Origin of the sequence: Solidesulfovibrio sp., assembly GCF_029978005.1 — a bacterium.
Taxonomy (GTDB): Bacteria; Desulfobacterota; Desulfovibrionia; order Desulfovibrionales; family Desulfovibrionaceae; genus Solidesulfovibrio.
In genome coordinates this window covers 26,818-48,338 of sequence record NZ_JARKOZ010000084.1, presented here as the reverse complement: position 1 = coordinate 48,338, position 21,521 = coordinate 26,818, and the positions used below count along the sequence as shown (strand labels likewise).

The window sequence follows — 21,521 nt, the reverse complement described above, 5'->3', positions numbered from 1 at the left end:
TCGTCCTACAGGTCCTGGCGGTAACGCAGGGATTGGGACAGGGTTTCCTTGTCCACGTATTTGACCTCGGCCCCGAGCGGAATGCCCTGGGCCAGGCGGGTGAGGCGCACGTTCGGGAACTCCCGGGCCAGGAGGTTTTTGATGTGCGAGGCCGTGGCCTCGGCGGCCAGCGTCGCGCCAAGGGCCAGGATGCACTCCGTGACCACGCCCTCGGCGAGCCTCGCGCGCAGGGCGTCCAGGCGCAACTGGCCGGCGGACACGCCTTCCAGGGGATCGAGGAGGCCGCCGAGGACCAGGTAGTAGCCACGAAACTGGGCTGTCTCCTCCAGGAGCATGACGGCGTCCCACTGGGCCACCAGGCACAGCTGCTCCGGAGCGCGGGTCGGGTCGGCGCAGACCGGGCAGACCGGGGTTTCGGAGAGTCCGGCGCAGCGCGAGCACAGGCACAGCCGCTCGCGCAGGCGCAAAATGGCCTCGCCCAGGGTTTCGGCCCGGCCGCGCGGCCATTCGAGCAGGGTCATGGCCGCCTTGAGCGCGGATTTGGGGCCAAGCCCGGGCAACCTGGCCAACTGCTCGACCAGCTCCGCCAGGGGAGCCGGCAATGTCGTCTGCACAGCCATTTATCCGTTCCCTCGTGGCCCCTGCCCCCCTTTGGGGAGGTCCAGGAGGGGCACTGCCCCTCCCGGCCGCCGGAGGCATCTTCCTCTTCGCTCTTAAAACATCCCCGGCATCTTGATGCCGCCGGTGATCTGGCCCATTTCGGCTTCCATCATGGCCTTGGCCTTCTTGAGGCCGTCGTTGACCGCGGCCAGGACCAGGTCCTGGAGCATGTCCACGTCGGCCGGGTCGACCACGGTCTTGTCGATGACGATGGATTTGAGCTCGTTGGCCCCGGACACCACGGCCGTGACCATGCCGCCGCCGGCCGAACCCTCGACGGTGCGAAGCTCAAGCTCTTCTTGAAGTTTCGACATTTTCTTTTGCATGATCTGGGCTTGGCGCACCAGTTCGTTCATTCCCTTCATGCATGGTCCTCCATGACCCGCCTTCAGCGGGGTTTTCGTTCGATGATCTCGGCGTCGAAGGCGGACATGGCCTGCCGCACCTCGGGCCGTTCGTCGATGTAGCGCTTGAGGTCGTCGGGCGACATCCGGTCGCCGCCTCCCCCTTCTGCGGCCTCGACGACGATTTCCACGGGCCGGCCGAAGTATTCGGCGGCCAGGGCCGTCAGCTGGCGCAGCTTGTCCGGGTGGCGCAACTGGTTGACGTGGAAGGCGTTGGCGCACACGAAACGCAGGACACCCGGCTCGGGATCGGGTGCGTAGACGCCCCTGGCCGCCTTGAGGCCCATGACCTCGCCGTTTTTGGAAGCGAACCGCTTGAAGCCGTCGAAGGTACGGGGCCCTGCCGGGATCGGGGCGGACGATGGAGCATGGCCCTGAACCGGCGCGGGCCGGGATGCGGCTGGGGCGGCCTCGGGCGGCCGCCAGCCGCCGGGGCGCGGGGCTCTTGGCGCGGCGGGCGCGGCCTGTGACTGGCCGACGGGCCGGCTCCCCTGGGCCGGGGCAGCCTGGCGCGGGGCGGGAGCCGGGCCGCCGGCCGGCGCGCCCCGGCCCGAAGGCCCGGACGACCCGGCCGGAGCGGAGCCGCCGCCGCCCGGCGGCATGGCGCAGGACGCGAGATTTTGCAGGGGCAGCAGGCGCGGCAGATAGGCGAGGTTTAAGAGCATGAGCTCCAGGGACAGGGCCGGTTCCAGGCTCGTGAGCACCCTTCGCTGGCCTTCCAGGGTCATCTGCCAGCAGGCATGGATGTGGGCCGCGTCGAAACGGCCGGCCCAGTCGAGCCACAGGCCCGTCTCCTCGGCCGGCAGGTCGACCACGGCCAGCCCCTTCTCGCCGGCCTGGCGCAACAGGAACAGGTTGCGCCACATGCCGGCCAGCTCGCGCAGGAAAAAGCCGATGTCCAGGCCCTTGTCCAGGACCTGGCGCAGCACGTCCACCACGGCCGGGCCGTCCTGGGCGTGGATGGCCTCGATGAGGCCGAAAAAGACATCCTGGCCGGCCAGGCCCAGGACGTTTCTGGCGTCGGCCTCGGTGAGGCCCTCGCCGCCCAGGGCCAAAACCTGGGCCAAAAGGGACATGGAGTCGCGCACGCTGCCCGCGCCGCGCCGGGCGATGAGCTTGACCGCGCTCGGCTCGAAGACGAGGTTCTCGCGCGAAAGCACCCCGGTCAGATGGGCTTCCAGTTCGGGCTGGGCCAGGCGCTTGAAGAGGTAGTGCTGGCAGCGGCTGATGATGGTGGCCGGAAACTTGTGGGCCTCGGTGGTGGCCAGGATGAAGGTGACGCGGGCCGGCGGCTCCTCCAGGGTCTTGAGCAGGGCGTTGAAGGCCGCCGTGGAGAGCATGTGGGCTTCGTCGATGATGAAGACCTTGTAGCGGCTGTTGAGCGGCGCGTAGCCCACGTCCTCCTTGAGCCGCCTGGCGTCCTCGACCTTGCCGTGGGTGGCGGCGTCGATCTCGATGACGTCGGGCGAGACCCCGGCGGTGATCTGCCGGCACTGGGAGCAGACGTTGCAGGGTTCGGCCGTGGGCGCGGTCTCGCAGTTGACGGCCTTGGCCAGGATGCGGGCCAGCGTGGTCTTGCCCACGCCCCGGGTGCCGCTGAAAAGATAGGCCGGCGCGATCTTGTCCTCGGCCGCCGCCCGGGACAGGATGCGCTTGACGGCCTCCTGGCCGGCCACGTCGGCGAAGCGTTGGGGCCGGTATTTGGCGGTAAGGCTGGTGGTGCTCATACGCGGTGTCCGGGCGGCCCCGCCTCCGGCCGGAGGGGCCGCCCGGGGCTTGTTACAGGCTGTAGCGGTGCAGCCAGCCGGCGTATTTCGGGTTTTCGCCCTTGACGACCTTGAAGAAGGCCTTCTGGAGCGCCTTGGCCACCGGTCCGGCATGGCCCTCGCCGATGACGCGGCGGTCCAGCGCGCGGATCGGGGTCAGTTCGGCGGCCGTGCCCGTGAAAAACGCCTCGTCGGCCACGTAGACCTCGTCGCGGGTGAAGAACTGCTCCACCACCTCGTACCCCATCTCCTTTGCCAAAGCGATGACGCTGTCGCGGGTGATGCCGGCGAGCACCGTGGTCAGGGGCGGGGTTTTGATCACGCCGTTTTTCACGATGTAGATGTTTTCTCCCGAACCCTCGGCCACGTAGCCGGAGGCGTCGAGCATCATGGCCTCGTCGTAGCCGTCGGCCAGGGCTTCGGTCTTGGCCAGCACGGAGTTGACGTAGTTGCCGGCCGACTTGGCCTTGCTCATCATCGAATTGACATGGAAGCGGGTGTAGCTCGAGGTGCGGATGCTGATGCCCTTTTCCAGCGCCTCGGCGCCGAGGTAGGCGCCCCACGGCCACACGGCGATGGCCACGCGGATGGGGTTGTCGGCGGGATTGACGCCCATGGAGCCGGAGCCCACGAACACCAGCGGCCGGATGTAGCCGGCGGGCATCTTGTTGGCTTGGAGCGTTTCCACGCAAGCGTCCGCAACCTGCTGTTGCGTGAAGGGAATGGCGATGCCCAGGATTTTCGCGGAACCGAACAGCCGGTCCACATGCTCCTTGAGCCGAAAGACCGCCGAGGAGCCGTCGACGCACTCGTATGCCCGGATGCCCTCGAACACGGCGTACCCGTAATGCAGGCCGTGGGTCAGGACATGCACGTTGGCCTGATCCCAAGGCGTGAGCGTACCATCCATCCAGATAAAGTCAGTACGTAACCCCATCTTCCTTCCCCCGTTGCTTATAACCGCGAGCGGACCCATCCCGGCGGCGGCGTTGTGTCGTACTTGCGTGACGTTTGGAACGTAAACGCAGCAGTGTAGGCGCTTCGGGGATGATGGTCAAGATGCCCGGGCAAAACACCGTGACAGGCCGCACCGCGGATCAGGCCGAAATCGCCGGACGACCCGAGCCGCCCAACTCCTCGATGAGCGCCCCGAGCTCCCGGGTCTGGCCGGCCAGACCGGCCACGGTCCGCGTGGAGAGTTCCATGGACCGGGCCGTGTCCTCGGACAGGCGGTTCACGGCGGCGACCGATCTCTCGATGGCCTCGGCCGCGGCCGACTGTTGCTGCGAGGCGGCGGCGATGGAGCGCACCTGGTCCGCGGCCGCCTCGACGAGGGACACGATGGCGGCAAGGGCCCGGCCGGACTCGTCGGCCAGGGCGGTGGCGGATTCGATGACGTCCACGGCCTCGCGCACGCCCGAGGCGCTTTGCCGCGTGCCTTCCTGGACGTCGCCGATGGCCCTGGCCACCTCGGAGGTGGCGGACATGGTCTTTTCGGCCAGCTTTCTCACCTCGTCGGCCACCACGGCGAAACCCCGGCCGGCCTCGCCGGCCCGGGCCGCCTCGATGGCGGCGTTTAAGGCCAGCAGGTTGGTCTGGTCGGCGATGTCCGTGATGACGCCGAGGATGCGGCCGATGCCGTCGGCCTTGCCGCCAAGGGCCGTCATGTCGTCGCTTAAGCGCATGGCCTTGTCCCTGGCCTGGCCGATGCCGGCCACGGCCCGGCGCACCACGTCCGCTCCGGAGGCGGCGCGCTCCCGGGCGGCGGCGGCCGTTTCCGAGGCCGTGGCGGCGTTTTGGGCCACATCCAGGACCGTGGCCCGCATCTGGCCCATGGAGGTCACGGTTTCGGACAGGCGCGACGACTGCTCGTCCGCGTCCCGGGCGGCCTGCTCGGCCCGGGAGGTCAGCTCGCCGGCGGCCCCAGTCAGGGCCTCGACCACGGCCGTGAGGCGCGTGGCGGCGTGGAGCATGCCCTCCTGCCGGGCCGATTCGGCGGCCTGCCGGTGTTCCTCGGCCGCGGCCTGGGCCTGGCGGGCCTTTTGGGCCTCGGCCGCGGCCTCCTCGCCGCGCTTCTCGGCGGCGGCGATGTTCTCCTTGAGCGCGGCCAGCATCTTGCGCAGGGCGTCGGCCAGTTCGCCGATCTCATCGCGGCTTTTGACGTCGAGCCTGGCCTGCATGTCCCCGTCGGCCACGGCCCTGGCGAAGGCCACGCCCCGGCGCAGGGGCCGCACGATGGACAGGGCCACGGCCGTGCCCAGCCCCAGGGACACGAGCAGGCAGACCCCGGCGGCCGCGACGAGGGTCAGGCCGCGTCTGTCGGCCTGCGCCCGCGCGTCGGCGGCCAGGGCCTCGGCCCGGGCGCGGCTCTCTTCCAGTAAAAAATTCACGGCGGCCGTGGCCGTGCGCAGGGAAATCATGGAGGTGCCGATGGACAGGGTCAAGGCGTTGCTGCGCTTGTTCTGGGAAACGAGTTCCAGCACCTTGGCGTTGGTCTTGCGCCAGTCCTCCAGGGCGGCGTCGAACTTCCGCCACTGCCCGACTTCCTCCTCGCCGGAAAAGCGCCCCTCCACCATGGCGCGCCCCTGGTCCACCAGGGCCAGGCCCTTTTCCAGGTTCTCGCGCTGGCGCTCGAACTCCTTGGAATTGGCCAGCTCCGGCACGAGGATGGTGCGCTCGGCCGACTGGGCGGCCAGCAGCCCCTCCTTGACCATGCCGAGCCCGGCCACCCGCGGCAGCGTGGCCCCGGCCACCTCGGCGGCGGCCGCGCCCGTGTCGCGCAGGCCCCGGTAGCCCACCACGGCGATGAGGATGGCGACAAGAGAGGCGACGCACACGGAAGCGAACAGCTTCACGCCGACCTTGAGACTGGGCATGGCACGACTCCTTGCTGACGCCGCGACGACGGGCCGGCTCGATGCGTCCAGCCCACTGCGTCCTTGGTCGGCGTTTTTCACCGGGAAAGGCACGATGTCAAACCCTGAAGGAACATACAAAGGGAAAAAACGGAAAAGTCCAGCAATACTGGATAGCACGAAAGAAGCGACGCCCGTGACATCGCCTCGTCCGGCGTCACTGCGGGGGCAATTCCGGCACGTCCTCGCCACGCAAGCGGGATTCGAGATAGGCCATGAAGGTCTTTCCTTCGGGGAAATCGGGGTTGAGCCGCAGGGCGCGAGCCAGCATCATCCTGGCGCTTTTCAAACGCCCCTTCTCGTACTGGGTCCGGGCGATGTTGTAGAGGAGGTGCTCGTCGGTGCGGCACAGCCGATAGGCCCGGGCGTAATAGCGCATGGCCTCGTCGAACATGCCGAGCTTGCGCATCTGGATGCCGAAGTCGTTGAAGAGGTGCTTGTGCTCCTCGGTGAAGGCCGCCTCGATGCGCATGATCTTGCGGAACACGATGTCGGCGTTTTGCTTCTCCTGGCGCTCCAGATAGGTCAGGCCCAGGCCGAACGTCGCCTTGACGTGGTCCTCGTCCAGCCGCAGTACGTTTTGGTATTCGAACTCGGCGGCGAAAAGCTCCCGGTTGGCCCGGTGCCTGTCGGCCACGGCCAGGGCGTCGTCGAGGCGGCGCATCACCGGCATCACCTTGTTGATGTAAATGCCCGGCTCGGGCACGTATTCGGCGAAGAGCCTCTCCTTTTGCAGAAACCGCTTCTGGCCGGTGGGGATGAAGTTGCGGCTTAAGCGCCACACAGCCACCCGGCCGTCCTCCTGCTCCTCGGCGTAGACGAACAGGCGCTGGGCGACGCGGCCGAGGCGGTGCTTGCCGAGGAACTGCTGGGCGTCGGTGGAGAACACGCCCTTGACGGGCCTGATTCCGGAGGAGGACTTGCTATGCGGCGTGGCGTGCGGTGCCATGGAATACCATTGTCGTCTTCCGACCTAGATAGCGACTGGGCGCGCCCAGGGCAAGACGGAAGGCGAAAAGAGATGGCAAAGGAACTGTCGGCGCGTGTTGACAGGCTTTTTCCCGGCCGCGTATGCTGAGGGTCGCCGCGGCGACAGGCCCGCCGCTCCTCGCGGCCGGCCCCCGGCGGCCAGCCCGGGATGACGCCCCATGCACATCGACGAATACCCCATCCTGATCGAACAGCTCTGCCCGGGGCTTTTCATCCGCATCGACGAACCGGGACTGCGCCATCCCTTTCCGCAAAAGGGCTTCAAGCTCGCAAGCGACGCCGACGTGGCCAAGGTCGTCGCCCTCGGCCTTTCCCACGTCCTTTGCCTGCCGGAGAAATCCGACCGCCTGCCCATCTCCCTGGAGGAGATCGACGGCACGGCCGGCAAGCGCCAGAAAGGGCCGTGGAGCACGGCCAAGACGCCGGTCTCGGCCGAACTGTCGTCGCTCAAGCGCGAGACCATCGAGCGCAACAAGGACCGCCTGGAGCGCTTCGCCGCCTGCGAACGCCGCTACGAGAAGGCCATGGACCAGGTGGTCGAGGCCATCAAGAAGGTCTCCTCGCCGAGCCCCGAAGTTCTCGAGGCGGCCGGCGAGGTGGTCGGCCCCATGGCCGAGACCTTCCTGTCCGACCTCGACGTGCTCATCAACGTCATGACCGCCAAGATGCGGGAGGAGGCCAGGCACTATCACGCCCTCAACGTGGCCGTGCTCTCCATGATGCTGGCCAAGGAGATGGGGCTGCAAAAGTCCGACATCGAGGAGGTCGGCCTGGGGTCGCTGTTTCACGACGTGGGCAAGGGACGCGTGCCCATCCAGCGGTTCACCAAGGGCAACATGGTGACCATGAACAAGGTGCTCAAGGAGTACTACATGGAGCACCCCAAGATCGGCGCGCGCATGCTCTCCGCAGTGCCCGGCTTTCCCCCGTCCGCCCAGGCGCTGGTCCTGCAGCACCACGAATACATCGACGGCTCGGGCTTTCCCGGCCGCCTGAGGGGCGAGGCCATCACCCTCGGCGGGCGCATCGCCGCCGTGGCCAACCTCTACGACCGCGTGCTCAATCCCAAGGAAGGGGCCGAGCCTCCCACCCCCCACGAGGCCATGAAGGCCCTCTACAAGCGCCGGGCGCTCTTCGACCCCAAGGCCGCGACCATGTTCATCCGCAAGCTCGGCGTCTACCCGCCGGGCTCCCTGGTGGCGCTCTCCAACGGCATGCAGGGCATGGTGGTCTCGGCCAACCTGCGCGACTCCATGCGCCCGAGCGTCAAGGTCTACCACCCGGACATCCCCAAGCGCGAAGCGCTCATCATCGACCTGTGCATCGAGACCGAACTGACCGTGGCCAAGGCGCTGAGGCCCTCGGAACTGGCCCCGGAGGTGCTCCAATACCTGAACCCCGGCAAGCAGGTCGCCTACTATGTCGACGTCGCGCCCAGGCCCTGACGTCCACCCCGCGTCGCGCCCCTTGAAGCCAGCGGCTCCATTCTTCAAGGACAAGCCCGGCCACGCAGCCATGTCGCCTTTGACGTCCTCCTCCGGCGCTTTCCGGGTCCGGGCACGGGGAAACGCCCGAGGCCTGCCGTGAAGCGGCCGGGCTCTCCGGCCCGGGCCATCATGCGGACCCTGCGCACGGGGCTGTCCCAGCCGCCCGGGTCCGATCTCACGTCCCTGGTCCCCCTGGCCAGGCAGACCCTGGCCTTCATCGACCGGGGCGCGGCCGACGACCCGGCCACGGCCGGCGAGGCCTCGGAGCTGGCCTTCCTCCTGGCCGCCCTGCTCGAAGCCGGCGACGAGGCCTTCGCCCGACAGGCCTTCGGCCTGCTCTTCCGCCTGGGCGTCGAGGGCGAGGTCCTTTCGGTCATCCACCTGGAAAAGATGCCCGAGGACCAGGCCTTAAGCCTTCTCGGCTGCCTCAAGGACGAGGAGAAGCTCCTTTTCGTCAACGCCTTCTTCCGCCGTCCCCGGCCGTCGCGGCCCAAGACCGCCGCCTTCGGCCTGTCGGTCCTGGCCGATCTGGTGGAGCGCACGCCGGACGAACTGCTCATCCTCCTCGACCTGCTCGCCAACCGCCATGAATACCCGGCCCTGCCCGTGCGCAACGCCCTGGTGCGCGGCCGGCTCGGCATGTGGCTGCACCAGCTCCTCCAGATGGACCTCTCCGCCGAGCAGACCCGCTACATGGCCCGGGTGGTCGGCCGGCTGCGCGAGCCCACCCTCGTCCAGCAACTGGCCGGACGACTGGGGGAGCTGGACGAGATCTCGGCCGAGACCGTGTGCCGCGCCCTGGCCGAGACTCCGGGCCTGGACCCGGCCGTGGTCGCCGGTCCGGTGGAGGCCCTTTGCGGCGCGACCGACCCGTCCCTGGCCGCCGCCGCCCTGAGCGCCCTGGCCCGCTGCGACGAGCCCCGGGCGGCCACGGTCGCGGCAGGCCTCCTGACCGCCAGCCCCGACCGGGCCGAGGAACTCGCCCCGTTCCTGGCCGGGCTGTCCCTGGCCGCGTTCGGCCAGGCCCTGCGCGGCCTGCCGACCGAACCCCGACGCCTGGCCCTCGGCGCGGTCTATGCCGTGCTGGCCGCCGCCGCGCCCGGCGCCATGGAGACCGCCGCCCGGGCCGTGGCCAAAACGGCCGCGGCCACGCCCGAACTGGCCCGGGCCATGGCCGGGGACCTGGCCCTGCGCTCCCGGGCCGCCTCACGCCCCTTCCCCCCTCGCGCCCCCCTGCCCGGCCCGGCGCAGGAGAGCCAGGAGCAAAAAGGCCTGTGGAAGCGCGTCAAGACCCTGGTTGCCGCGCCCGGCCCGGGACAGGACGGCGGCGACGAGGCCCTGCGCCGGGACCTGGCGCAAGGGGGGGAGCTCAACAGACGGCAGATTCTCTGGACCAGGCTCGAAGGGGCCGCCGTGACGGGGGTGGCGGCCACGCGCTGCGTGCTGCGGGCCGTGGACCTGTCCCAGGCCGCCTTTTCCGAGGCCACGTTCACGGACTGCCAGTTCACGGACGTCGCCTTCGACGCGGCGCGATTGCGCCGCGTCGCCTTCGCCGGCTGCCGCTTCGCCAACTGTCGCTTCAGCGGGACGGTCCTGGAGCAGGTACGCTTCGAGTCCTGCGAACTGCGCGGCTGCGCCTTCGACGCGGCCCGGGGCGAAGACGTGACACTTTCGGGCGTGGACGTGACCGAATGCGACTTCTTCGGCGCTTCCCTGGCCGGCTTTCGCCTGGAAACCTGCCGCTTCCGGGCGGTCAGCCTGGTGCGTGCCGCCTTCCACGACCTTGCCGCCCGGGGCGCGCTCTTTTCGGACTGCCTGTTCGAGATGGCCGCCTTTCCCAAGGCCGATCTCGCCGGCGTGCGCACCGAGGGCTGCTATTTCGCCGGGGCCCGGTTCGGCGGCGTCACCGACGAGCCGGACATCCTCGGAGCCATGGCCAAGGACGACGCCGTGGCCATGGCCGAAGCCGCCGTCTCCCCGCCCCTGCCCGCCGCCCTGCTCGAAGGCGGCGGCCCCAGGCTTTTGGCCGCCTGCCTGGACGCGGCGCTTTTCGCCCGCGACGTGGCCCGCCGCCGTCGGGCCATGCTGGCCAGCAACAAGCGGCGCGCCGCCTGGGCCCGGCGACGGCTCGGCGACACGGGCGCGGCCTTTCTCGACATGCTGTCCGGCCTCGTCGAGGCGGGCCTCTCCCGGGACGCCGACGGCAAGACCACTCCCGCGCCGGCCGCCCGGGTGGCCGGATTCCATCCCGACCTGTCCACCTGCCGCCTTCTCGCCCGACACTTCGGCCTGGCCCGGGACGCACCGCCGCGCCCCCCGGACGACGCCCTGCCCGTGGAAGCGGTCTACACCATCGGCAGCGTGGGCACCGTGGCCCAGGGCGCGGACTCGGACCTCGACGTCTGGGTCTGCCTCGGTCCCGCCGCGGCCCAAAGCCCCCATAGGGAGGCCTTCGCCGCCAAGCTCGAAGCGGCCAGCCGTGCCGCCATGCAGGAGGCGGGGCTCGAAATCCACTTCTTTTGCATGAGCGTGCAGGACGTGCGCGACAACGTCTTCGGCTACTCCGACGACGAGGGCTACGGCTCGGCCCAGGGAAGGCTGCTCAAGGAGGAGTTCTACCGCACGGCGCTGGTCGTCGGCGGCAGGAAGCCCGCCTGGTGGTGCCTGGCCCCGGGTGTGGGCCAGGAGGTCTACGACCGTGCCCTGGCCGCCATGGCCCGTGTCGCGCCCGAGGCCGACGCCGACAGCCTGGACTTCGGCTGCCTGCAACCCATCGCCGGGGACGAATACTTCGGGGCCTCGCTGTGGATGATCGTCAAGTCCCTGACCAGCCCCTTCAAGTCCATCATCAAGTTCGGGCTGCTCGAGAAGTACGCCGCCCAGCCCGGCGCGCCCGAACCCCTTTGCGACACCCTCAAGCAGCACGTCTTCGCCAACCAGGGCGGGCTGTGGCGCTGCGATCCTTATGCCCTGCTCTTTCGCGAGGTCACGCGCTTCTACCAGGAAGGCGGCCGGACCGGCGCCGTGGAGCTCCTGCGCCAGGCTTTTCTCCAGAAAACCGGCTTCGATCCCAGCGAGGAGTACGCCAGCCGCACGGGCGAGACGCTCCTGGACCACTATTTTCCCTACGCTCCGCCAGCGGCCGGGTTGCGCCCGCCGCCGCCCCGGCGCGAGGGCCAGGCCGACGAGGACGGCTTCGCCCAGGCGCAGGCCCTGGGCGAAGCCATCGCCGCCCATTTCCTGCGCGCCTACGAGCGGCTCAAGGAACGCAGCAAGGAACTGGCCAGCGGCGGCGGCCTCACCGAGCGCGACCAGACCATGCTCTCGCGGCGCATCGCCGCCAGCTTCGGGCGCAAGGTGGGAAAAATCATGCGCATGCCCTTCGTGCGACCCGGACGCGACCTGTTCGCCTCCCTGGAGATCGCCTACGAGGAGATCGCCCCGCGCGAAAAGGGCTTCACGGTGCGCGCCGAGCCGGCCGGCCCGGACCGCAAGGCGCGCCGGCGCGAGACCGTGCGCCAGGACGCCAGCCTGCCGCGCCTTTGCGCCTGGCTCGTGGCCAACGAGATCTACCGGCCGGGCATGCACCTCAAGGCCGCCGCCCTGCCCGCGCCCCTGACCCTGCCCGACGTGACCGGCCTGCTCGACGCCGTGTACGAAGCCTTTCCGGTCAAGGACACCTTCGCCCCGCCGCTGTCGCTCGGGCTCTCCAAGGAGCGGATCACGACGGCGCTTTGCGCGGTCAACCTGCTCTCGCCGCGCGAGGACCGGCGCACCCTGACCGTGGACGCCCTGTACGCCACGACCTGGGGCGAGCTCTTCCATCTGGAACGCGCCGCGGACCTCGACGTCTTCGACGGATCGCCGCCGCTTTTCCTCAAGGAATCGACGACGCTCGGCCTGGACCACGCCCTGCGCCTGACCCTCTACGCCCCGGCCAAGTCCCAATGCCCCACCGCCCGCGACATGCGGCGATAGGGGAGGAGAAGGGAAGAGAGAAGAGGAAGATGCCTCCGGCGGCCAGGAGGGGGTCACCCCCTCCTGGACCTCCCCGATAGGGGGAGGGATGGGGCGGAAAACGGGGAGAGGGAGCTAGTTTTTGGGGCTGGCGGCGCGGGCGGCGGCCAGGGTTCCGGGAGGCACGCGGTAGAGGCGGTTGCCGTCGAAGCCGTTGAGAGCCCGAAACCACAGCCAGTAGAACGACGGCTGCACGATGTGGCGGTTGCCCACCCAGTCGAGGAGCATATGCCCCGAGACGCCGATGGTCAGCCCCACGCCCCAGGGCGCGGCGATGCCGAAGCCCACCAGCAGCCACAGGAAGATCACGAACTCGAAGGAATGGAAGATCAGGTAGAGCCGGTCGAGCTTGCCTTCCTCACAGCTTTTGAAGAAATCCTGCACACCGCCCCAGCCGCGGTTGTAGAGCACGTAATCGGTGACATGGTCGAGGTCGATGAGCACGCTGGAAAAACCGGCGGCGAAGGCCGCCGCCCAGCTGCCGCCGGCGGCGGCGTAGCCGGCCGCGGCCAGGGGGATGGCGCTCAAGCAATGTTGTGCAAGCTTCACGTCGATTCTTTCCTTGCGGCCAGCCGGCCGGCTTCGGTCAACCGGCCGCTGTAGGCCGAAATGTCGTATTCGTAGTACCCAGCGGCGAAAAGCGCCCGAAAGAGCCCCCAGGCCCGCCTTGGCGACAACCCCAGCCCCACCGCCACCTCGCCCGGCATGACCCTCCCGGGAAACGGCGCTTCCCGCACCGCCGCCAACACGGCGAGCAACCGCCGCGCCTCCCCGTCCAGGCCGTCTTCCATAATCCCCGCCTCCCCCGGCCGCAACCCCCCATGGAGGAGGTCCAGGAGGGGGTCACCCCCCTCCTGGCCGCCGGAGGCATCTCCCCCTCTCTCCCCTACACCCCGGCCGCCTTGAAGGCGGCGTCCACGATCTCCCGGGCCTCGGCCTGCAGGGCCTGCAAGTGTTCGCGGCCGTTGAAGCTCTCGGCGTAAATTTTGTAGACGTCCTCGGTGCCTGAGGGCCGGGCGGCGAACCAGCCGTTTTTCGTGACCACCTTGAGCCCGCCGATGGGGGCGTCGTTGCCCGGGGCGCGGGTGAGCTTGGCCGTTATGGCCTCGCCGGCCAGGGAGGAGGCCGCGACCATGTCCGGCGACAGCTTGGCCAGAGCGGCCTTTTGCGCCTTGGTGGCCGGGGCGTCCAGGCGTTCGTAGAGGGGCTCGCCGAAGCGGGCGGTCAGTTCCGCATAGCGCTCGGCCGGGTCCTTGCCGGTTGCGGCCGTGATCTCGCAGGCGAGCAGGTCCATGATGATGCCGTCCTTGTCCGTGGTCCAGACCGTGCCGTCCTTGCGCAGGTAGGACGCCCCGGCGCTCTCCTCGCCGCCGAAGCCGAAGGAGCCGTCGATGAGCCCGGAGACGAACCATTTGAAGCCCACCGGCACCTCGCACAGCCGCCGGCCGAGCAAAGCGGCCACCCGGTCGATCATGGCGCTCGACACCACGGTCTTGCCCACGGCGGCGTCGGCGCGCCAGCCGGTTCGGGTCGTGAACAGGTAGTCGACGGCCACGGCGAGGTAGCTGTTGGGATTGAGCAGGCCCGCGCCCCTGGTGACGATGCCGTGGCGGTCGTAGTCCGGGTCGTTGCCGAAGGCGATGTCGTAGGAGGCGCGGTGCTCGATGAGCCGGGCCATGGCGTAGGGCGAGGAGCAGTCCATGCGGATCTTGCCGTCCTTGTCCACGGTCATGAATGAAAAGGTCGGGTCCACCACGTCGCTGATGAGCGAAAGGTCGAGGCCGTAGCGCTCGGCCATGGGCTCCCAGAAGGCGATGCCCGAGCCGCCCAGGGGATCGACGCCGATGCGAAGCCCGGCGCCCCGGATGGCGGCCATGTCCACGATGTTGCCGAGATCGGCCACATAGGGCCCGACGTAGTCGTATTCCTCCACGCAGCCCGCGCGAAGGGCGGCCTCGTAGGGCATGCGCCTGACCCCGGCGAGCTTTTTCTCCAGGTAGGCGTTGGCCATGTCCTGGACGACGCGGGTGACGTCGGTGTCGGCCGGACCGCCCGAGGGAGGATTGTACTTGAAGCCGCCGTCGGCCGGGGGATTGTGGGAGGGCGTGATGACGACGCCATCGGCGCGGGCGTTCGCGTGGTCGCGGTTGAAGGTCAGGATGGCGTGGGAGACGACAGGTGTGGGCGTGTAGCCCCGGCCCGTCTGGATGCGTGTGGCCACGCCGTTGGCGGCCAGCACTTCCAGGGCGGAAATGAACGCCGGCTCGGACAGGGCGTGGGTGTCCATGCCGAGGAAAAGCGGCCCGGCGATATCCTGCCCGGCCCGGTAGTCGCAGATGGCCTGGGTCGTGGCCAGGATGTGGTCCTCGTTGAAGGAGCCGTCGAAGGAGCTGCCGCGATGGCCCGAAGTGCCGAAGGCGACGCGCTGGAGCGGATCGGCCGGGTCCGGGGTGATGGAATAGTAGGAGGCGACGAGCCGGGGCACGTTGACGAGCAGGGAACGCGGGGCCGGTTTGCCGGCCAGCGGGCTTGCGGGCATGGGGGGTCCTCCTTGGGATGCGCCTGGAGCATAGTGGCCCAAAGGGGCCGCGTCGTCCATATTTGGCGACGGTTCAAGGGAAAATCGGGGAGGTTCGAGGCGCGTCGACCGGCAGACCGGACATTTTCCGGGCTTGGCCAGCCGGTCGCGCTTGGAAAAGACGTGGCCGCAGGCCAGGCAGCGGGCCGGATGCAGGCGAAGCGGCCAGGACGTGCGCCGCAAGGACAGGCGCAGGTGGGCAAGGGCCTCGAGCACGGCCTTTTCGCCGTAGCCGGCCAAGTGGGAGAGTTCCAGGGCCGTGAGCGGGACGTCGCTGGCCCCGAGCAGGTCGGCCAGGGCGCGGGCAGGCGTCTTGTCGCGCCTGGCCGGGACCGGGGCGTTGTCACGGGGCATGGGGCGAAACCGCCGGAAGCGCCGCGTCCTAGGCCAGGACGCGCCAGACGTCGTGGACCGTGGCGTAGAGCATGAGCGCGATAAGCGCCAGCCAGCCGCAGGCCGTGACGGGCAGGTAGTACCGGGCCAGGCCGGCGCGGCAACGCACCAGGACGTCGCAAACGATCTTGCCGCCGTCAAGCGGCGGCAGGGGCAGCAGGTTGCACACCGCCAGACTCACGGAAACGTAGCCGCCGAGCATGAGGAGCCGCGAGGCGCTTTTGCCCACGAACCTGCCGCCCTCGGCCACGATGCCGACCAGGCTGCTCAGGTTTTCCGCCTGGCCGAAGAGCTGTCCCAGGGCCGCGACCATGGCCGCGACGTTGCCGGCGGTCCAGGCCAGAGGGGTGAGGCAGGCCTCGACAAAGGAGGGCTCGGCAGCGTTCGCGACGTAATAGGCGGCGTAGCAGCCCAGGGCGAAGAGGAGATTGGCGGCCGGGCCGGCCAGGCTGAAGATGAGGCGCCGCCACAGCGGCAAGGCGAGGTAGTCGGCCTCGCCGGAAAGGGCGAGCAACACGTAGCCGCCGAAAGGCACGGCGGACAGGCAGCAGCGCGTGCCGCCCCACTTGCGGCTCCACACCACCGGCCCGAAGCCCAGAGAGAATCGGGCCACGGGCAGGCCCACGGCCTTGGCGGCCAGGAAGTGCCCCAGTTCGTGCACGAGGATCACAAGGCCCAAAAGCAGCGCGACCGCGACGTACGTCACATAAGGCATGGGATTGCCTCGCGTGTCGGCCGGGAGGCCGGCCGACGATTCGGACTAGAGAAAATCCGGGTCCACCGCCGCCTTGCCGCCGGCCAGCATCACCTTGACGAAGCGCACCGAGCGCTCGTCCACGGGTACGATGGGAAACCGGCCCCGGCAGGCGTCGCAGGCGATCATGGTCGGCTTGACCGGCGCGACCACCGGCACCTCGCGGTGGCAAAACGGGCAGGGATAAAGAAACACCAGTTCCACGCCCACGGGTTTGGCCGGCGTGAGGGGTTTTCGCTGTTCGTTGCCCATGTCGCCCTACTCCGCCAAAAGACAGGTTCCGGTCATGGCCGCCGGCACGGGCAGGCCGGCCAGACACAGGATGGTCGGGGCGATGTCGCCGAGCTTGCCCGGCAGCAGCTTCGCGCCCTTTCGCGCCGCGTCGACGAGGATGAAGCGCACCGGGTTGAGGGTGTGGGCGGTCATGGGGCCGCCGTCCGGGGCGATCATCTCCTCGGCGTTGCCGTGGTCGGCCGTCACGCAAAGCCGCCAGCCGGCGGCCAGGGCGGCCTTCGCGATGCGCCCGACGCACGCGTCGACGGTCTCCACGGCGGTGACGGCCGCCGGCAGCACGCCGGTGTGGCCGACCATGTCGCAGTTGGCCAGGTTGACCACGGCCAGGGCATGGCCTTTTGGCAGCGATTCCAGAAAGGCGTCGGTCACGGCCGCCGCGCTCATCTGCGGCTTGAGGTCGTAGGTGGCGACATCGCGCGGCGAGGGGATGAGGATGCGCTCCTCGCCGGGGAAAGGCTCCTCGCGGCCGCAGTTCATGAAATAGGTGACGTGGGCGTATTTCTCGGTCTCGGCCAGGCGCAGTTGGCTGTGCCCGGCCCGGGAGTAGATTTCGCCCAGCACGTCCGAGACGCTTTCCGGGGCGAAGGCCGCGGGCAGGCCGAAGGAGCCGTCGTATTCGGTCATGGTGGCGAAGCCGGAGAGTTTGGGGCGCGCCTTTCGGGCGAAGCCGTCGAAATCGTCGCGGGTGAGCGCCGCCGTGAGCTCCCGGGCCCGGTCGGCCCGGAAGTTGAAGAAAAAGACGGCGTCGCCGTCGCGGATCACCCCGTCGCCCCCGGCCAGTACCCGCGGCTTGACGAATTCGTCCGTCTGCCCGGCGGCGTAGGCCGCTTCCACGGCGGGAACGGGGTCGGCGAAAGCCTCGCCCGCGCCTTCGGTCAGGGCGGCGTAGGCCTCGGCCACGCGCTCGTAGCGCTTGTCGCGGTCCATGGCGTAGAACCGGCCCGTCAGCGAGGCGATGCGGCCGACGCCGGTTGCATGCAGGAATTTGTCCAGGTCGGCCACGTAGCCCGCGCCGCTTTGGGGCGGCGTGTCGCGGCCGTCGAGGAAGGCGTGGACGAGTACGTCCTTCTGGCCCAGGGCGGCCAGGGCCGCGACGAGGGCCTTGAGGTGATTGAGGTGGCTGTGCACTCCGCCGTCGGAAACCAGGCCCATGAGATGCACCCGGCCGCCGGCGGCCAGCGATGCGGCGACCAGATCGGCCAGCACCGGGTTTTTGGCCAGCTCCCCCTCCTCCACGGCCATGTCGATGCGGGTCATGTCCTGGTAGACCACCCGGCCCGCGCCGATGTTCATGTGGCCGACCTCGGAGTTGCCCATGAAGCCGTCCGGCAGCCCCACGGACCGGCCCGAACAGGCCAGCGTGGTGGAGGGATGGCCGGCCAGCAACCGGTCGAGGTTCGGGGTCCTGGCCAGGGTCACGGCGTTGCCGGGCCCGGCCGGGGCCAGGCCCCAGCCGTCGAGGATGAGGAGCAGGGTCGGGGTCATGCGTCGCTCGGGTCCGGTTCGGGAGTCGCCGGGGCTTTGGCCGGGGCGGGCGGCAAGGAAATGCGCTTGCCCTCGGACCACAGGCCTTCGATATTGTAGAAGGGGCGCAGGTCTTCCTGGAAGATGTGGACCATGACGTCGTTGAGGTCGAGAAGCACCCACTGGCCGTGGCGGTAGCCCTCCATGCCGAGGTAGGAAAACCCCTCCTCGCCGCAGCGTTCGAGCACGTGGTCGGCCAGGGCCTTGGCCTGGCGCAGACTCACGGCCGAGGCCACGACCATGGCCTCGCATACGGGGTTGATGGAGGCCACGTCCAGGGCCAGGATGTCCTTGGCCTTCTTCTCGGCCAGCCAGCCGGCCACGATGACGGCCTTGGCGACGGCGGACAGATTCTTGTCGGATTTCTTGTGGGGCATCGTCTCTCCGGGAAATGCTGGCGCTCCCCTTTCATCGGGGAGACGCCGGACCTCTATCCGATTTGGGGCCGGCCCGCAAACGCCGCCGGGAAAGCCCTTTTTTCCGGACCCTCTCTTGACGTGGCGGTCGGCTTTCGGGCAGGTATCGCCTTTGGACGCGCCACGACGTCATGGGAGGAAGCCGCATGATTTTCGATATGGATATCGAAACCCTGCCCAGGGAAGAACTGGAGGCCTTGCAGCTCAAGCGCCTCAAAGGCCTTTGCGAACGGGTCTACGCCAATGTCGCCTTCTACAGGAAGGCCTTCGACGAGCTCGGCGTCAAGCCCTCCGACATCAAGAGCCTGGCCGACGTGCGCTACCTGCCTTTTACCGAGAAGCAGGACCTGCGCAACCACTATCCCTTCGGCCTCTTCGCCGTGCCCAAGGACAATGTGGTGCGCATCCACGCCTCCTCCGGCACCACGGGCAGGGCCACCGTCGCCGGCTACACCCAGCGCGACGTCAACAACTGGGCCACCATGATGGCCCGATCCCTGACCGCGGCCGGAGCCTCGCGGCGCGACATCATCCACGTGGCCTATGGTTATGGCCTCTTTACCGGCGGCCTCGGGGCCCATTACGGGGCCGAGCGCCTGGGCGCGACCACGGTGCCGGTCTCGGGCGGCGGCACCCGGCGGCAGGCCATGCTGCTGCGCGACTTCGGGGCTACCGTGCTTTGCTGCACGCCGTCCTACAGCCTGGTGCTCTACGAGACGGCGCTGGAAGCCGGCATCGACCTCAAGGAGCTGCCCCTTCGCATCGGCGTGTTCGGGGCCGAGCCCTGGACCGACGAAATGCGCCGGGAGATCGAAAAAAAGATGGGCATCAAGGCCATCGACATCTACGGCCTGTCCGAGGTCATGGGACCGGGCGTGGGCATCGAGTGCGTCGAGGCCCAAAACGGGGCCCACCTCCAGGAGGACCATTTCCTGTGCGAGGTCATCGACCCCGAGACCAAGGAGCCGGTCAAGCCGGGCGAGGTCGGCGAGCTGGTCATCACCACCCTGACCAAGGAAGCCCAGCCGCTGATCCGCTACCGCACCCGAGACATCACCCGCCTGGAGACCGTGCCCTGCAAGTGCGGCCGCACCACCGCCCGCATGGTGCGCGTCCAGGGCAGAAGCGACGACATGCTCATCATCCGGGGCGTCAACGTCTTCCCGTCCCAGATCGAGAGCATCCTGCTCGAGACCGAGGGCCTCACCCCCTACTACCAGCTGGTGGTCGAGCGCGAGGGCAACCTCGACACGCTCACGGTCCAGGTCGAGGTCGACGAGAAGATCTTCTCCGACGAGGTCAGGAAGCTCCAGCGCCTGGAAGGCAAGATCCAGAAGAACATCAAGGAATTCCTGGGCGTCACCGCCCTGGTCAAGCTGGTCGAGCCCCGGGCCATCCAGCGTTCCGAGGGCAAGGCCAAGCGCGTCCTCGATCTGCGCCACGCCTAACGGTCCCAACGTCATCCGGAGGGAAACGCCATGAAAGCCGAACAGATTTCCATCTTCCTGGAAAACCGGGCCGGCCGCCTGGAGGAAGTGACCCGCGTCCTGGCCGAGGCCGACATCAGCATCCGGGCCCTGTCCCTGGCCGACACCTCGGATTTCGGCATCCTGCGCCTGATCGTCAGCGACCACGAAAAAGCCAAGGTCGCGCTCAAGGAACACGGCTTCACCGTGGGCCGCAACGCCGTGGTGGCCGTGGAAGTGCCCGACGCGCCGGGCGGCCTGCACTCCATCCTCAAGCTCCTGTGCGCCGGCGGCATCAACGTCGAGTACATGTACGCCTTCGTGCACCAGTGCGAGAAGTCGGCGGTCATCATCGTGCGCTTCGACCGCACCGACCAGGCCATCGAACTGCTCCAGAAAAACAACATCCCCATCATCCCCGGGGAACAGCTCTACAAGATCTGAAACCGACACGACGCGGGCGGCCGGAGACATTCCGGCCGCTCGCCACCAGTCCCCGGCCGCCGTCTCCCGCCCGGAATCCGGGCCCCTTCCGCCTTGTCCCCCCGGCCGGGCCGCCGCTGGCCCCATGACGCCCATGCACGCCTTCCTCCACCACCAGTCCCGCCGTGGCGGGCATCGCCGCGCTGCCCGCCTGCTTATCCTCGTGGCCGCCCTGTACCTGGCCCTGGTCGGGCTCGACGCCTTCGTCTACCGTGTCCTGCCCAGGCTCGACCGCTTTTCCGAAAAACACCGCGAACTGCTCTACTCTTACGGCGTCTACGACCCGGCGACCAATCCCCTGTACCGGCCCTGGCTGCACGGCTACGTCAACGCCCCGGGCCTGCCGCCGTGCCGCGGCACGGCCGACGACGCCTACCGGGCCTACGGCGTGGCCCTGCCCGATCCCCCGGCCGTGGAGGTGTCCGGCACCGACGCCCTGGGCTGGTGGAACGGCCGGACGCCGAGCCAGGCCGAGACGCTTTTCATCGGCGACTCCTTTTGCTACGGCGCGGGCTCGGGCACGGCCCAGAGCATCCCGGCCCTGTACGAAAAGCGCAGCGGCAAACCCGTGTACGCCGCCTGCAAGAACGGCTACGGCCTGCCCCAGTACCGCGACATTCTGCGCCGCCTGACCGAGGGGGCCCCGGCCGGCTCGTCGGAACGTTTCGCCGGCCGCGAGGTCGTCGTGCTCGTCTACGTGGGCAACGACCTGGCGGCGGACCTCTTCGTCTACCGCCATCGCCAGGCCGAAGAGCGGCTGGGGGTCTCGCGCCATTTCCGCCTCGCCTCGCTCGGCCGCCTGTACCGGTACCTGCGCGACGCCGACGCCGGCCAGGGACAGGCCCTGGCCGCCCCGCCCCCGGCCGCCGTGGACACGCAGGGCTATTATCCCGTGCCGCTCACCGTGCCTACAGAGCGGGGCCTGCCCTTCGCCTTCCATCCCTTCTACCGCAGCTTCATCGACGCCTCCTGGTTCGGCGCGGCCGAGGAGAACGAGGTGCGCCAAGCGCTTTCCGACCTGCGCGCCCTGGCCCAAAGGGCCGGCCTGTCCCTTCGGGTCGTCGTGCTGCCCACGGCCCTGCAGGTCCTTTATCCGCGCATCGACTTCACCGCCGTGCCCCGGCGCTCGGAATTCGCGGCCAAGGCCGCCGACGCCGCGCGCAATCTCAACGCCCTGACGGCCACGCTCCTGGCCATGCTGCGTACGCTCGGCATCGCCACCGTGGACATGGAGCCCGCGCTCATGGACGCGCCCGACGCTGGCCGCTGCTACTGGCCCACGGACACTCACCTCACTCCCCTCGGCAACGCCGTGGTGGCGAAAGCCCTTCTCCCGGCCGATTTCTCCCCCGCCCCCCCGGCTGCGCCTTGACA

Annotated in this window: 18 protein-coding genes; 5 read left to right on the top strand and 13 right to left on the bottom strand. The window is 69.1% G+C overall.

The genetic code is table 11. The features are described from left to right. Positions 1-5: 5 nt before the first annotated feature. From recR to Q1K70_RS10035, 6 genes are all read right to left on the bottom strand, one after another. Positions 6-620, bottom strand: coding sequence for a recombination mediator RecR (recR, locus tag Q1K70_RS10060; RefSeq protein WP_300158592.1), 615 nt, complete (start codon positions 618-620; stop codon positions 6-8). A 93-nt stretch (positions 621-713) separates the two neighbouring features. After that, a complete protein-coding gene (locus Q1K70_RS10055) occupies positions 714-1,025 on the bottom strand; it encodes a YbaB/EbfC family nucleoid-associated protein (RefSeq protein WP_300158589.1) in 312 nt (103 codons plus the stop codon). Positions 1,026-1,048: 23 nt separating this feature from the next. Then, positions 1,049-2,791 carry a DNA polymerase III subunit gamma/tau gene (gene dnaX, locus Q1K70_RS10050; RefSeq protein WP_300158586.1) on the bottom strand — a complete coding sequence of 581 codons (1,743 nt, stop codon included), beginning with the start codon at positions 2,789-2,791 and terminating at the stop codon, positions 1,049-1,051. Positions 2,792-2,843: 52 nt separating this feature from the next. Beyond that, on the bottom strand, positions 2,844-3,767 hold the full coding sequence (locus Q1K70_RS10045) for a branched-chain amino acid transaminase (protein WP_300158583.1): 924 nt from the start codon (positions 3,765-3,767) through the stop codon (positions 2,844-2,846). A gap of 160 nt (positions 3,768-3,927) precedes the next feature. Then, the gene (locus Q1K70_RS10040) at positions 3,928-5,706 is read right to left on the bottom strand and encodes a methyl-accepting chemotaxis protein (protein WP_300158580.1); all 1,779 of its coding nucleotides are present in this window, start codon (positions 5,704-5,706) and stop codon (positions 3,928-3,930) included. A 196-nt stretch (positions 5,707-5,902) separates the two neighbouring features. Next, complete coding sequence (locus tag Q1K70_RS10035) at positions 5,903-6,694, bottom strand: tetratricopeptide repeat protein (protein WP_300158577.1); 792 nt, start codon at positions 6,692-6,694, stop codon at positions 5,903-5,905. Between the two features lie 199 nt (positions 6,695-6,893). Between Q1K70_RS10035 and Q1K70_RS10030 the strand changes: the two genes are divergently transcribed. Continuing rightward, positions 6,894-8,180: an HD-GYP domain-containing protein gene (locus tag Q1K70_RS10030; protein ID WP_300158574.1), complete on the top strand. Its 1,287-nt coding sequence runs from the start codon at positions 6,894-6,896 to the stop codon at positions 8,178-8,180. A gap of 138 nt (positions 8,181-8,318) precedes the next feature. Then, a complete protein-coding gene (locus Q1K70_RS10025) occupies positions 8,319-12,200 on the top strand; it encodes a class I adenylate cyclase (protein WP_300158571.1) in 3,882 nt (1,293 codons plus the stop codon). A gap of 114 nt (positions 12,201-12,314) precedes the next feature. Here the strand turns inward: Q1K70_RS10025 and Q1K70_RS10020 are convergent, their stop codons facing one another. The 7 genes from Q1K70_RS10020 to rsfS form a co-directional block, all read right to left on the bottom strand. After that, a complete protein-coding gene (locus Q1K70_RS10020; protein ID WP_300158568.1) occupies positions 12,315-12,788 on the bottom strand; it encodes a hypothetical protein in 474 nt (157 codons plus the stop codon). Further along, on the bottom strand, positions 12,785-13,030 hold the full coding sequence (locus Q1K70_RS10015) for a hypothetical protein (protein WP_300158565.1): 246 nt from the start codon (positions 13,028-13,030) through the stop codon (positions 12,785-12,787). The genes Q1K70_RS10020 and Q1K70_RS10015 overlap by 4 nt, the downstream gene beginning before the upstream one ends. A 95-nt stretch (positions 13,031-13,125) precedes the next feature. Then, positions 13,126-14,778 carry a phosphoglucomutase (alpha-D-glucose-1,6-bisphosphate-dependent) gene (gene pgm / locus Q1K70_RS10010; RefSeq protein WP_300158636.1) on the bottom strand — a complete coding sequence of 551 codons (1,653 nt, stop codon included), beginning with the start codon at positions 14,776-14,778 and terminating at the stop codon, positions 13,126-13,128. A gap of 421 nt (positions 14,779-15,199) precedes the next feature. Then, positions 15,200-15,925 carry a site-2 protease family protein gene (locus Q1K70_RS10005; RefSeq protein ID WP_300158562.1) on the bottom strand — a complete coding sequence of 242 codons (726 nt, stop codon included), beginning with the start codon at positions 15,923-15,925 and terminating at the stop codon, positions 15,200-15,202. A 45-nt stretch (positions 15,926-15,970) separates the two neighbouring features. Further along, positions 15,971-16,216: a hypothetical protein gene (locus Q1K70_RS10000; protein WP_300158560.1), complete on the bottom strand. Its 246-nt coding sequence runs from the start codon at positions 16,214-16,216 to the stop codon at positions 15,971-15,973. Between the two features lie 6 nt (positions 16,217-16,222). Next, a complete protein-coding gene (gene gpmI, locus Q1K70_RS09995; RefSeq protein ID WP_300158557.1) occupies positions 16,223-17,743 on the bottom strand; it encodes a 2,3-bisphosphoglycerate-independent phosphoglycerate mutase in 1,521 nt (506 codons plus the stop codon). Continuing rightward, positions 17,740-18,159 carry a ribosome silencing factor gene (rsfS, locus tag Q1K70_RS09990; RefSeq protein WP_300158554.1) on the bottom strand — a complete coding sequence of 140 codons (420 nt, stop codon included), beginning with the start codon at positions 18,157-18,159 and terminating at the stop codon, positions 17,740-17,742. The genes gpmI and rsfS overlap by 4 nt, the downstream gene beginning before the upstream one ends. Before the next feature lie 185 nt (positions 18,160-18,344). Between rsfS and Q1K70_RS09985 the strand changes: the two genes are divergently transcribed. From Q1K70_RS09985 to Q1K70_RS09975, 3 genes are all read left to right on the top strand, one after another. Continuing rightward, the gene (locus Q1K70_RS09985) at positions 18,345-19,646 is read left to right on the top strand and encodes a phenylacetate--CoA ligase (RefSeq protein ID WP_300158550.1); all 1,302 of its coding nucleotides are present in this window, start codon (positions 18,345-18,347) and stop codon (positions 19,644-19,646) included. 30 nt (positions 19,647-19,676) lie between these two features. Then, complete coding sequence (locus Q1K70_RS09980; protein ID WP_300158547.1) at positions 19,677-20,108, top strand: ACT domain-containing protein; 432 nt, start codon at positions 19,677-19,679, stop codon at positions 20,106-20,108. 124 nt (positions 20,109-20,232) lie between these two features. Further along, on the top strand, positions 20,233-21,519 hold the full coding sequence (locus Q1K70_RS09975; protein WP_300158544.1) for a GDSL-type esterase/lipase family protein: 1,287 nt from the start codon (positions 20,233-20,235) through the stop codon (positions 21,517-21,519). Positions 21,520-21,521: the final 2 nt, after the last annotated feature.